The 13490-nt window shown below is 44.1% G+C and carries 9 protein-coding genes and 1 pseudogene; 2 read left to right on the top strand and 8 right to left on the bottom strand.

Annotation, left to right across the window (positions count from 1 at the left end; translation table 11 throughout):
- The 4 genes and pseudogenes from F6K52_RS21285 to F6K52_RS21270 form a co-directional block, all read right to left on the bottom strand.
- Positions 1-1530 (bottom strand): annotated as a pseudogene (locus F6K52_RS21285) (chemotaxis protein); the annotation flags it as partial.
- A gap of 85 nt (positions 1531-1615) precedes the next feature.
- Entirely contained in the window at positions 1616-2146 is a 531-nt protein-coding gene (locus F6K52_RS21280) for a chemotaxis protein CheW (RefSeq protein ID WP_293082239.1), read from the bottom strand.
- Positions 2147-2167: 21 nt separating this feature from the next.
- Positions 2168-2533, bottom strand: coding sequence for a response regulator (locus F6K52_RS21275; protein ID WP_293082236.1), 366 nt, complete (start codon positions 2531-2533; stop codon positions 2168-2170).
- A 299-nt stretch (positions 2534-2832) separates the two neighbouring features.
- Entirely contained in the window at positions 2833-4041 is a 1209-nt protein-coding gene (locus F6K52_RS21270) for a response regulator (RefSeq protein ID WP_293082233.1), read from the bottom strand.
- Positions 4042-4582: 541 nt separating this feature from the next.
- Here F6K52_RS21270 and F6K52_RS21265 point away from each other — a divergent pair.
- Positions 4583-5890 (top strand): transposase, encoded by a 1308-nt coding sequence (locus F6K52_RS21265; protein WP_293082230.1) that lies wholly within the window; start codon positions 4583-4585, stop codon positions 5888-5890.
- Positions 5891-6317: 427 nt separating this feature from the next.
- Entirely contained in the window at positions 6318-8081 is a 1764-nt protein-coding gene (gene hmpF, locus F6K52_RS21260; protein WP_293082228.1) for a pilus motility taxis protein HmpF, read from the top strand.
- Between the two features lie 169 nt (positions 8082-8250).
- Here hmpF and tilS read toward each other — a convergent pair whose 3' ends face one another.
- The 4 genes from tilS to F6K52_RS21240 all read right to left on the bottom strand — a co-directional run.
- Positions 8251-9264 carry a tRNA lysidine(34) synthetase TilS gene (tilS, locus tag F6K52_RS21255; protein ID WP_293082225.1) on the bottom strand — a complete coding sequence of 338 codons (1014 nt, stop codon included), beginning with the start codon at positions 9262-9264 and terminating at the stop codon, positions 8251-8253.
- A 171-nt stretch (positions 9265-9435) separates the two neighbouring features.
- The gene (locus F6K52_RS21250) at positions 9436-10596 is read right to left on the bottom strand and encodes a KGK domain-containing protein (protein WP_293082223.1); all 1161 of its coding nucleotides are present in this window, start codon (positions 10594-10596) and stop codon (positions 9436-9438) included.
- A 297-nt stretch (positions 10597-10893) separates the two neighbouring features.
- Positions 10894-11988 carry a c-type cytochrome biogenesis protein CcsB gene (gene ccsB / locus F6K52_RS21245; RefSeq protein WP_293082220.1) on the bottom strand — a complete coding sequence of 365 codons (1095 nt, stop codon included), beginning with the start codon at positions 11986-11988 and terminating at the stop codon, positions 10894-10896.
- A 118-nt stretch (positions 11989-12106) separates the two neighbouring features.
- On the bottom strand, positions 12107-13490 hold a 1384-nt coding region (locus F6K52_RS21240; RefSeq protein WP_293082217.1), incomplete at its 5' end, for an MBOAT family O-acyltransferase.

Raw genomic sequence — 13490 nt, 5'->3', positions numbered from 1 at the left:
GGCTGACGGATAATCATGACTGGCTACAGCACTAACACCACTGGTGTTCATATCCATTGAGCCAGTACTTCCCAGTGTTGAGCCAGTACTACTTAATACATCAAAATCACTATTGTCATCACTCTCATTGGAGAGTGGTTGCTGATCATCAACAGAGAAATCAGGGATTGAATCTAAATCATCATCAAATAGGTCAAACTCATCTAAAAAGCCCTCTTTTACCCCTTGATGTGCTTCAATTCCTGACAATATTTCCTCTTCTGATTCGGTTACATCATCCATTGTCCAAGAATCATCATCAAAGGATTCCAAATTAATTTGGTCTGGGCTTGTAGAGTTGAACCCATTTTGTTCGTAAGCTGAGTCCAAAAGTTCCTCATCCGAATCATAGTTTTCGGATAAATAGGGTTCAGTAGAGTCAACCGCCTCATCATTGAGATATTCTAAGTCCTCTTGATTGTCAGCATAGGCTTGAGTCTCCCCAGACCTTGGTTGCTCAGTTTCCAAAGACTGCTCGGTGCTGGAATGATTTTCATGGGGTAATGGGGTATGATAAGAACTTGGAGTCGGGTAAAAATTCCCCTCAAGCTCTGCTGAATTCATCAACAGGGTTGCGGCTTCAACAAAGGAATTCTTTGATTGCTCCTCGAGATCGCTAAACTCGTAATCTGCCAGAGACTCTAATTCTTCTTCAGCCAGGACGTTAAACTCAACTGTGCTAGATTCACTATTTAACTCTTCTGAACCATAAGAGTGAGCATAATCTGAGTGTTCTTGGTCTAAATTCGCCTCAGGAGACACCATAAATGTTTGTAGACCCTCCTCTTGAGAGAGTTCAGGAAAGTCTCCTTCTGTGCCATTGTAAGAAGTCTGACTACTGACAGCGTTAAGATCGAGTTCTAAATCCTCAGAGGCAATTTCCCAACTCTCTAAATCATCACTGTCTTCTTCTAGGTCACTGACCATACTAAAGGGGTCTAGATTAGAAGCCGACTGTAACTCTATGCTTGCTTCATCATTAGTGGAATCTTGAAAAGAATCGTTAAAGGGTGAGGTGGATTCTGAAGCAAAATCATCAACCCCTGTGTTTTCAAAACTTAAGCTTTCCGGGTCAAATTCACTAATATCATTAAAATCAGCAAAGTCTTGCCAATTTCCTTCTGTGGGTTCTGCACTCAACTCCTCAGTCTCATCTAGTTTTAGCTGTGATGTATTGACATCATCAGGTGATAACCCAGCAGCCTCATGACCATTTGTGGATCGCTGGGCGTACTCTAGACCGTTGTTGGCATAACTAACAAAATCTGGTTCAGAGGTCAGATTGAGTACTGATTCATACTGTTGGCGCGCCACATCGTACTGCTGTAGACCATAGCAGTAAATATGACCCCGCAGTAGCAGCGCACTGGGTTCATTAGGGAAATCCTCAATCAAACGATCAACAATTGTTGCCGCTTCTTGGTATTTGCCCTGCATATAGGCTTTTTCGGCTTCCCCATACTGCTGGGGGTAATTTATACTGGATGCCATTTACCTCCTCCCGAAGCATTAAAAATTAATATTTAATAATAATTAATCCAACTAATTTTTAATGTTCAATTTTTAATAATTAGTTTTAGGCTGCCCACCTTGCTGAGCGTATAATTGCCACATGATCAAGTAGTCGCAAAACCTGATTAGACTCAATGTCTAGCAACCACTCACCGCGTAAGAAAGGAGCCATACTATCGGCAACATTGGTAGGCATATGTAACTTTTCCACATCCAGCCAGTCTGTACAGACAATTTTTTGAACTGCCAACCCCAGCATAGTGTCTTGATCTTCAATAGCAATAACGGGGATTTCCATACGGTCTGTATTTAAAACCGTTTTATCTCCCAGAAACTGACCCAGATCGGAGACCCAAATTACCCGTCCACGTCGATTGAACGTCCCCAACAATAACGGGGAAGCATTAGGAATAGGAGTAATTTGTTCAGGGGAGGGGTCAATTACCTCTTTGATAGCAGTAGCGGGCAGAGCAAATTCATCACCAGATGGCAGATAAAACCGCAGGTATAGTTCGCCTTCAGGACTTTCCAATTCCTGCAATTCTGGGGCTTGTTCAAGAGCCGAGTCAGTTACAAAGTCCGGATTAGCAACCATTACCGTCAAATACCAATATATTTATCTTCTGAGTAGCTGTCTAACTGTTCCAATCAACTCCGTTGGCTGAAAAGGCTTCGCAATGTATGCATCTGCACCTTGCCTCATGCCCCAATAGCGGTCAAATTCTTCACCTTTTGAAGAACACATCACCACTGGCACATTCTGAGTTTTGGGGTCAGCCTTAAGACGCCGACACACCTCATAGCCATTCATGCGTGGCATCACTATATCCAAGACAACTACATCTGGACAAGACTCTAAAACATGTTCTAAAGCCTCAACACCATCACTGGCAACATCCACCTTCAAACCACTACCTTTGAGGAGGTCTGAGATCATCTGCCGTTGAGCAAGGCTGTCTTCTACAACTAAAACTTTACTCATAACTCCTAGCTCGACCCTCGGGAAAGGTTGTGAAATTAAACCATAGCCCGATTTGGGTCTATAAACTGAATCATGATTACAGTATCGCTCATCTATTGGTGGTGATACCAAGAAAGACTAGATTTTTCTTGAATTTTTGGAAGCTCCTAGCTTGACCAGTGGGTTTAATTAGGATAGTTTTGGTTAATTAACTGATGGGTTAGACGCCTGTATTAATAACTCAAAGGCTGACACAGCAATATTATCCCCTTGATCTAATTCTTTGGTCAGGGCATTACTATCTTGGCATTGTTCGTTGGTCACCTCGACCAAATGTATTTTTCCAAAAGCATCAATAACTCATGATCTCCGAAGGGCTTGGTTAAATAGTCAGTTGCGCCTACCATCCGGGCTCTGACGCGATCGATAAAGCCATCTTTGCCTGTGAGCATGATGATGGGGGTTTGCCGAAATGCTCTGGATTGGCGTAACATGCCACAAAGCTCATAACCATCTAGGTCGGGCATTACTAGGTCACAGAGGATGAGATCCGGTTGGAGTTGAAAAACCTGACTCAGAGCCTTTAGGGGCTTCTGAATTGCTGTAACTTTATAACCTTTGGCTTCTAGGGTATATTCCACAGCTTTTCCAACTGCGAGATCATCATCAACACAGACAACAGATCGTGTAACTTTCTTGAACTCCCATTGCTCTTCAATGGCTGGGGTATCTGCTTCTTTGGGGGTTACCATTTGGATTGACCCCTGTTGTACATAGGGATAAATAGCCCGAGCTACGGTGATCAGGTCGCGATGGAGATAACGGGACAATTGGCGTAGAGAAGTTTTGCCATCTACCCAACTGCTTATGAGTCTAAAGGATTTTTCCGGCAGTGTAGCCTGTAACTGGTCATGGGCAGTAATCATTGGACACTGATGGGGAGATTGAATATGAGGGCACAATTGCTTCCACTCCTGCACCTGCTTCATAATCTCTCTGAGCAATGGTCCTATTTCTAATGTAGTAAGTTGGGGTGCTAATGCCGGACCAATTTCAAATACAAAGTAGCCATGGTGAAGGCTCAGCAAATCAAAAAGGGTTTCATGAACCATGCTTTGAATAATGCTTCGCCCTTGGTTTGGCGTGATAACATGATTTTCTAACAAAGCCCAAAGGTAACCATACTCTAGAGCATTGGTAGCCGCAATGGACAGAGTTTCCAATTGCTCGAGAGCATCATTAGCTTTATAGCGCCGCAGATAATCATGCAGGCGCGACAAGCTCCCATCGCTGTCGGCAGCATAGGCAATCTGCCCATTGAAGAAGAAGACAAACCAATAAGGACGCGCACTTGGTAGTTTTGGCTGCGGGTAAAGTCTACCTGAGGTAAAACGATTGCTGCCACTATTGCTAGCCTTGCTACTAGGGTGAGGGCTATATGCCTCGACTAAGAGTTCCCCGGTTCGCTGACCTAGCTCGATCAGTTGCAGGATGCTACGGATATCAATTTCACTCAAAGTTCCCTGCATTTAAAGACAATGTGCTCCTAAAAACCTGTTGATGTATCTGAGATTATGACCTGTCATTGAGTTAAAGGATGCCCATAAACTGGTACTGATCTATCTTTGCTCAAGAAATGGCTTAACTGTAAACTGAAAAAATTCCCAAAAATTGGGTGAGGCGATCAGAGTTAGTAAGGAATGACTTCTGTAAGCCAACTGGTGGAAGCTTACCATGGCTGCAGACAGCTAACCATGACCGAAGTAACTGATTAGCGGTAAGACTGGGATTTTGACGGTTACTGGAAAATTAAGCTAAGATGTCCAAGGTTCTAGGTTAGGACTTTAAACACCATTGGATAACATATAAGCATATAAATTAAGTATATTTATTTGAACAAAATTACGACGCATTCCCCCAACTCTCTCTGAAAAGGTGGGGGTCAAGGATTGCGAAATTTAGTCATCATATCCCTGATTCTCGATGTATTTCTTCAGAACTGACAACATGGCTTAAGATAGATTCATGCTAACCAACAAACCCACTAAAATTATCAGAACCGACAAGTGGATGCTTAATCCAACCACTGAGCAGCGTATGTTGTTGAGTCAAACGATTAAGGTCTATCGTCGTATCTGTCGATATTTGGTAGGTATTGTTTTTACCCACTGGCCAGAGCTAGGAAAGTTGTCATCGGAGGAACAAACGCCCCGGGTTGAGGGATTGATGCACGCAAGCGCTAAGCGTCCAGAGGTGAAATACCCACAAATCAACCGAGTGTTCCATAAGTTTCCAAGCTACTACCGTAGAGCTGCTATCAGCTTTGCCATTGGCCAGGTTAGCAGCTACATGACCCGGTATCGTGATTGGCAGGCAGGCAACCGCAAACGTCGTGATGCTAAGCCACCACGGTTCAACCCGAATGCTGGGTGCTACCCAACTCTATATCAGGGTCAGTGTTACAAGCTGCATGGGTTAGATGCCATTGATATTAAGGTGTTCACGGGTTCCGATTGGGTGTGGACTACGGTTCAAATCACGGGACTTCGTCAACGACATGAGATAGCAGGTAATAAAATGTTGTCACCGTCGCTCATTCTCAATGCTAAGTCATGCCATCTATCGGTTCCGTTTGATTGCAAGCCACCGAAGCGGAAGCCCAATAAAAATGTTGTTGCCGTGGATCTCGGTATAAATACCACGGCAACTGTGACAGTCGTCACCTTCGACGGTACTGTAATCCATCGGGAGTTCATTCACCCTGGAAGAGACATAGACCGCAGGGATAAACGACTGAAGTCGGTTTCGACAAGAGCCAGCCAAACGATGGGTAAAGGTGGGAACCTGCACAAAGGGTTTTGCTCTAATACTTATCGCAAATGCCGCAATATCAACCAGCAGATCAGCCATATTGTCTCGAAGGGAATTGTGCAGATTGCACAGCAGTTCAACTCAGATGCCATCGTGTTTGAGAACCTCAAAGGCTGGAAAGCTAGGGGTGGACGGAAACGGTCTCACCTCCGGCAACGGTTTCACGGGTGGCTTAAGGCCATGATTCGAGACTTCACCGAGATGAAGTGGCGTGAGTTGGGCGGCAAGGTGATTGATGTGGTTGCGGCATATACCTCAAAACTGGCCTATGACGGTTCTGGCACCGTCAAGCGTGATTCTAAAAATTATGCCCTAGCAACCTTTCCATCGGGTAAGCGCATCAACGCGGATCTCAATGGCGCTTACAACATTGCTGCTAGGGGGATCCTTAAACTCACTCGCAGAAATGACAGTGAGGACCGTTTCAGCCAAAGTTCTGGACGGTCGCCTAGAAGCTGGGCTTGTCTATGTGATCTCTGGACTAGGGATAGTTTGAGATTAGCATAGGACACCCCCACCGTGAGCTAAGCCAGGTGGGGTGAGCTTCATTAGGGATTAGGCACAAGGGAAGAACGTGATGGGGTAAAATGTTATGTTAAATCTAGAAAATTCAACGGTTGGGGAAACTAGACGGGTTGGGGAAACTAGACCCCCTCTGTGGGAAGATTCCTAAGACTATCCTCATCAATCTATTTCTATTCTCCTCACTTTTATCGACTGGCAGATCAAGTCTGGGAAATACCTTAAAATACTTTAAGTGTCTAAATATACTGACTGCCGTCATCCTTTAGAGGACTGATAGCCAAAAGGATCAAAAATAGGTCGGTTGACCAATAATCTCCGACAATTACCACCCTGCAACCCCAAAGGGGTTAAGCGTTCAAATGTGTTAATCAAGAATTGGGCACAATAAAAGTAAAAGAGGACGATCAGTGTGCTGTATCTCGCAGAGGTAAGAAAGCAGAAAACTGGGTTTATGGGTAGAGCTCAGGCCGAACTGAAACTGCTGGCTTTTCAGCGGACTGACCAGAGTTGGAATAAGGTGTCTGGGGAGGAAGTGCTTCCAACAGAACAAGCCAATAACTTTGGTGATGGTGCGTTGGTGATTGTTAACCTGAGTGGGAATCGACAAATACAGGTGACAATCGAGGCAGCGGGGGGAAGGTTAGTCAATTTGTTGCAAAATTTCTCTCGCTTGCTAGAAAAGTCAAAAAACCAGGAAGAAGAAATTGAGCAGTGGAAGCAATCTTTGACCTATCAAAGTCAAGAACTCAACCGTCGCGAGATGGAAATGGAAGCACGGCTTGAGCAGATGCAAACGATGGAGGAGGATTTTTCTAGAATAGAGCAACAACGCCAAGAACTGGAAAGTAATCAGGCAGAAACTGCGAAACTCAACGAAGAATTGGAGCGTAAAAGTAAGGAGCTTGAAGGTGCTTGGGAACAACTCCGGGGACAGCAGCTACGCTTAGAAGAGCAAGTTTCAGAGGGTCAATACTCTGCTGGTTTAGATGCTCAGCAGGCTGGTGTGATTCAGCAATTGCTCAATCGCTTATCAGGAGGAGCAGAATCAACACAATCTGTCTTGGAACCACTTAATCAAGCCTTGGAAGTAGTCAAGCATCAGCAGTCGGTGTTGGATACTCACTGGCAGCAGTTAAATGAACAGCGTCTATTAGCTCAAAAATTGGAAGCAGACGTTAAGGGTCAAGGGGAGGAAGTCCAACGTCAAACCCAACAACTACAACAATTACAAGCATCTACTGAACAGGCAAACCGGGAAAGGCAAGTGCAGCAAACTAATCTAGAGCTCAAGCTCGAATCAGCTAGGATGCTGAGTCTGCAACTCCAAACTCAGGAAAATTTATACCAAGAATTGGCTCGAATGGCAGCAACATCAGGGGATGTCAAGATTAGCCAAATGGTGGATATTGCAGCACTAGAAAAAATGCCCTTGGGTGAGTTACAGGATATAGTTCAGAATTTGCAGCAGGATTTGGAAAAAGTTGTACGCTTCGTCAATGACCAAGAAGAAGAACTAACACTCCAACACCAAGGGATTGAAGAACTACAAGAACAGATTAGGGTCGCTAGTGAGTACGATCGTATTAGTTTAGAAACCCAGTTAGCAGATGAGCAAGACCGTTACCAGATGCTGGATAGAACCTTGGTGGGTCAACGTCGGACTCTATGGGAACGAGAAGAAATTCTAAATCAGCATCTACGAGTGTTGCGACTGCGGCAAGGAATTGTGGATAGTAATGGTCAACAAAACCAGCAAATTGACTTAGGACCAATTTTGATCGAACTAGAAGCACAGTGCAAACAAAAGTCAGATCAAGTGCAACAACTAGAACGAGAAGTTGAACAGATGCGCCTTAGGGTTAGCCAAGCAGAAGAATTGATGAATCAACAAACCGAAGAAAAGGATGCTAAGCTGGCTCAGGTAAAAAATTTGGAGGAAAGTTTGCTCTCCAATCAGGTGAAGCTAGCTCAACTTTGGGGCAAAGTTCATCTCTATGAAGAAACCCTACAGCCATTGCAAGATGGTCTCAAGAAAATTCGACAGAAGCTGGATGCGATCGCAAATGCTCTGAATCACATCCAGAAAACAGGTGATTCTCAACAACAAGCGATCGCTCAAATATCCCAAATAATCAGTAGCTTAAGCCAATCTCCAGAGTTGGCAGCTTCTTAGGTTTAAGGTTTAATATTGAACGCGCACCTGTGGCCTTTTGGCCAAGGTTGAATGTTTTTGGTTGAATGTTGTTCGCCCCGTATTCGGTGTAGGGTAGGTTGAAGGAGAACAATTTCTCAGACACTAAGAGATAGAACTGTTTAGTAGTTCATACTTAATACTTAATACTTCATACTTCAGTATTAAGGATAATCCATTCTTCTTCTACCAAGGCTGTTACTCCACCAGGAAAGGATGACGTTCGAGAACGGTTGGGAGCAGCAATTAAACCAGTCACCGCTTCGATTTGTTCAAAGTTGAGGGCTTTGACTTGGTTTTCCTGAAGGAACTTCCGAATCACACGACGTTGCAGAGCTAGGGGAGCTTGCTGTAATACCAGACGGTTCAATCGTGGAGGGCTATTGCTACCAGGATCTTCCTCGACCGTAGGTACTGCCATGGCTTGCTTTTGGATTTGCTCAGCAGTATTTTCGAGATATTCCACGTCTGCTCGCAAGATTTCAGCAATTTGGGACAATGCGGTCTCAACTTGTGGGTTGAAATGGGTTTTTATATAGGGTAATAGCTCTTGGCGGATGCGGTTACGGGCATAGTTAAGGTCTTGATTGTAAGCATCTACCCAAATGGACAGTTGCTGCTGCTCGCAAAACTGGAGAGTTTCGCTACGGGATGTGTCAAGTAGGGGACGCACCAGACTTACTCCAGGAACGAGAGGTCGTTCCCAGGTCAGAGCTTGCAAGCCATCAGTCCCTGAACCTCTGATCAGGTTATAGAGGACTGTTTCAGCGCGATCGCTTTTTGTGTGACCAGTTACAACAGTGGCATAACCTTGAGTTTGGGCAATGTCAATCAGCGCTTGATAACGCCACTGCCGCGCTGCTGATTCGCTCTTTTTCACTTCAGGGGCGCTTCGTAAATGAAATGGAAGCCCCCAACTCTGAGCAATTTGCTGTACATGAAGGGAAATTCCCTCATCATAGGGCCAACGGTGGTCACAGTGGGCGATTCCTAGCTGCCATTTCCACTTGGGCTGTAAATCTAGCAGTAGTTTGCTTAGGCAAAGGGAATCTTGCCCACCGGATACGGCTACTAAAACCTGCTGATTCTTTGGTAGTAGCTTCTTTTGCCGCAGGGTTCTATGTAGCCGTGCATGAAGAGGTGTCCAACTCGGTATCTCAGACATTAGAGTTGTTATGAATGGTTATCCAAAACTTTGACATTTTGAATTTTGTAGGTCATGGATACCTATAATCCTATAAATCCTAAACGCTCAAGGTTTTTGAAAGCTTTAAAATCAGCGTTTTCACGCTCGATGCTCCCATTTGAACATTTACCAATAGACTATTAGTTCAGCTTATTTAAGTTCATTCATTTCTTGCCAGACATCATCCATTAGGGAATTATCATCACCGTTTTCTGATTCCTCATCAAAGGAAATATCGTCCAGTTTAAACATGTCTTCATCACTATCAACAGACATTTCACCGAGATCAAAATCATTACTACTGTCTGTTGATACTGCTGACAAATCCAGCAAATCTTCTTCCTCTGCTGTGGGTGATTCTACGAACTCTATATCTTCGTTAACACTATCGGAAAAGTCTCCTAAATCAAACTCATCTTCACTACTAGTTGGGGTTTTTTCAAAACCAATATCTTCCTCACTTTCCGAATCACTATCGGAAAAGTCTCCTAAATCAAACTCATCTTCACTACTAGTTGGGGTTTCTTCAAAACCAATATCTTCCTCACTTTCCGAATCACTATCGGAAAAGTCTCCTAAATCAAACTCATCTTCACTACTAGTTGGGGTTTCTTCAAAACCAATATCTTCCTCACTTTCCGAATCACTATCGGAAAAGTCTCCTAAATCAAACTCATCTTCACTACTAGTTGGGGTTTGTTCTATAGAAATATCTTCCTCGCTATCGGAAAAGTCTCCTAAATCAAACTCATCTTCACTACTAGTTGGGGTTTGTTCTATAGCAATGTCTTCATCGGCATCAAGTGTTGGTTGAAGTGTCATCTCATCAGAGATAGCAGTTGAGGCATCTTCCACCAGTTCTTCAGCTAGTGATATTTCAGGATCACTTACAGCAACTGCGGCTGCTCCAACTCCAAGCTCCAATCCAGAATCATTACTAGTTTCTGGCTCTGTGAGGTCTAGCTTTTCTGCTACCTGGGTTGATGTGCTTTGTAATGTTTCACCACCAATAGCTGATATATTATCAACTTTATCCTCAGCCTCAACAAGACAAAATTCTAAATTAAGTCTTACCTTGCCTTGCTGCCAGTTATTTGCAGAAAATTGCAATACTTCACAGGGAATACCCGATTCGCTAAACCAACTTTCCTGTTCTGGAGTCCATTCATCCCCTAAAACTTCTACCAATTTCTTTTTGATAGCAACTAAGAATTCACCGACCCTAAAGGTACGGTTACCAATAAAGATTTGAGCAGATTCATCTACTGATAGTACTTCACCAACAGCGAGTGGCTTGAACTGATTATCCACAACTATTTTCCCCGATCAAACTTTTCGATAAGCTTCCATGCCTAGAGGGCAGGAGTTTCATTGTCTTGATGCAGTCGCTCATGGGAGAAACCCCCAAGACCGTAATGGTGCGCTTGACCCGTAATTAAATTCGCCACGGGTCGCACCTCTGCATAGCTTCCCAACCATAGACCCAACTATTCCCTTGAGTCAAAGGTAGTTTTCCTAGGGTTAATTCTCCGATGCCTCTAGGCATTAAAGCAGGTTTTCAGTAGAAGTAATTTAGGGCATGCACTCAATCACGGAAATATAGAGTTCTTAGAAGAACCAGCCGTAGGAATGTAAGCCTTTACCCAATAGATTGACTCCTAGATAGCAAACCCAGACAACTAGAAGTCCTGTCCCTGCCAAAATTGCTGGTCGGCGTCCTTGCCAGCCACGGGTAATGCGGGCATGGAGATAGGCAGCAAACACTAGCCAAGTAATTAATGCCCAGGTTTCTTTTGGGTCCCAACTCCAGTATGAACCCCAAGCCTCGTTTGCCCAAACGGCACCGGCAATAATCCCAATGGTGAGCAGAGGAAACCCCAGCCCAATAATACGATAGCTGATATTATCGAGAGTGTCGGCAATATTAAGCCTCTGGGGTGAGAGGGTGGGTGCTGTGGATACTGATTCTACGGGTGAGTCGGGGGTAGTTACTAAATCGAGCACTGCTGTAGTACTAGCTGTATTACTCTGTCCCAGTTCAGCTAAAGGTGATGAGGTATCAGAGGTAACTAGAGGCTGAGAAATTGATTCTTTACCGTTGCGCTGTAGTTTAAAATTGGAATTACCTGGTAAGTTATTCGGTAAGTTAGTCTTGCTGCGATAGCCACCAGTGCCGACAGAACTTCCTCGCAGTTCCACGTTCTGACCACGGGTAATTACTAAAAATGCGATCGCTACCACGGAACCGACCATCAGGGTGGCGTAACTGAGCATCATGATGCTAACATGCATCATTAACCAATTGGATTTCAGAGCAGGTACCAATGGAGCACTTTCCTGCATATCTGGTGGTAGGGATAGAGCCGCAAACGCGGTAATTCCCATGGCGACTGGTGCAGTAGCCACCCCTACCAATCGGCTGCGACTCATGTTTTCAGCAATTAGATGAACTGTGGTAATTCCCCAGGTCAGGAAAAACAGGGATTCATAGAGATTACTGATCGGGAAGTAGCCTGCCTCTAGCCATCTTGCTCCGAGTAGGGTAGCAGTGCAAAGGTTGGCGGTTGCCATGCCTGATGTTCCTAAGGGTGACAAATAAGGAATTTTAGGAAAAGCGGCTCCTACCCAGTAAATTAACATCGTCACAAACAGGACGAAAAAGGCAATATTATCTAATTTGTTCTGGAGTGTAACCAGATCCATAAAGCGTTCTCTCTCAAGTCTTGTATAAAGCTTATATTATTGCAGCATTACTACTATCCTATCGGTTCGATGTGCCCCTTTTGATAGAGTGCTAGTGCGTTATAGCGCTACGCCCAAGTCAAAAATCGAAATAAATGTAAGGGAGACCACTCTGAGGAGCAAACAACCAAACTACATAGAGACCTACTGGTACCAACAACAACTTCACCGGCCAGTTGAGTTGTAATTTCAGACCCCTTCGGATACTGTAAACCCCAGCCATTGAGGCTGCTAAGCTAACTAACAGCAGAAGCACCCAGAAGCGTTCCATACCAATAGCGGTTAAGTAGACTTTTTGACCAAATTGGATGTCAGCTGGGTGACCCCAGAGATTCTGGATGACTAAACTGGCTTGTTTGAGATTGGGGATGCGGAAAAAAATCCAGGCAGTAAACACCATAAATTGGGTCAAAAACCAGCTTACCAAGACCCCTGACCAACTTTGCCACCAACGTTTTATCCCATCTCTATTTTCACAGAAAGCTTCGGTCAAGCGATGAAGGACTAAGGCTAGACCATGCAAGCCACCCCAGGCTACAAATCCCCAAGCTGCTCCATGCCAGATACCAATAATGACCATTACGATGAATAGGTTAAGGCAGGTACGAGCAACCCCTTTACGGGAACCGCCCAAGGGAAAGTAGAGATAGTTGCGGATCCAATCCCCTAGAGTGATGTGCCAGCGACGCCAGAAATCTGCAATGCTAATACTGAAATAGGGAAAATCAAAGTTTTCTGGAAGATTAATGCCTAGTAACACTGCACTACCACGGGCAATATCTACATAGCCGCTGAAATCGAAATAGAGTTGTAAACCGTAGGCAAAGATAGCTAACCATAAATCTCCACTACCAGCCCGTTCTATATTGCCAAAACACAAATCAACAAAAATCCCAATGTGGTCCGCTAACAGTGCCTTTTTAATCGCACCAGATGTAATCAACCAAAATCCTTCTGTTGCTCGGTTAAGACTCGGAAATTGTAAGGTTTTAAGTTCAAGGGCAAAGGGATGATAACGAGTAATTGGACCAGAAATAAGTTTAGGAAAAAACAACTTATAAGCAGCAAACTGGAGTAGATTACGAGTGGCAGGAGCCCCACGATAGACATCAATCAGATAAGCAATGCCTTCAAAGATAAAGAATGATATTCCTAGAGGCACAATTAAGTTATCCCTAATCCAATTAGCCCCATCTTGGGCAATGGTAAAGTTGGGAATTACTGCTAAGTTAGACAAGAGAAAAGGAAGATACTTGAAACCAAGCAAAAAGATAATATTTAGGAAAATTCCTAGGCACAGTAGTCTTGACCGTCGGTTATTCCAAAAACTATCAGCCAATAGCCATTCTTCATTGGAGAGATGATAATTAGTAGCATGGGAACCAGGAACTGTATTCGTCCCAAGTGCTTGTCCAAAGTAAAAATTAATTAGGGTAATCAATACCAACAGGGGAATGTATTGA

The sequence above is a fragment of the Moorena sp. SIO3H5 genome, assembly GCF_010692395.1.
Lineage (GTDB): Bacteria > Cyanobacteriota > Cyanobacteriia > Cyanobacteriales > Coleofasciculaceae > Moorena.
Note: the sequence above shows the minus strand (reverse complement) of the source record. Positions and strands in the feature narration are given on the sequence as shown.

Coding starts and splice junctions, on each gene's coding strand:
- F6K52_RS21275 (WP_293082236.1), bottom strand. CDS start 2,533: ATGAGTAAAGTTTTAGTTGTAGAAGACAGCCTTGCTCAACGGCAGATG.
- F6K52_RS21270 (WP_293082233.1), bottom strand. CDS start 4,041: ATGCAGGGAACTTTGAGTGAAATTGATATCCGTAGCATCCTGCAACTG.
- ccsB (WP_293082220.1), bottom strand. CDS start 11,988: ATGGATCTGGTTACACTCCAGAACAAATTAGATAATATTGCCTTTTTC.
- F6K52_RS21280 (WP_293082239.1), bottom strand. CDS start 2,146: ATGGTTGCTAATCCGGACTTTGTAACTGACTCGGCTCTTGAACAAGCC.
- tilS (WP_293082225.1), bottom strand. CDS start 9,264: ATGTCTGAGATACCGAGTTGGACACCTCTTCATGCACGGCTACATAGA.
- F6K52_RS21265 (WP_293082230.1), top strand. CDS start 4,583: ATGCTTAATCCAACCACTGAGCAGCGTATGTTGTTGAGTCAAACGATT.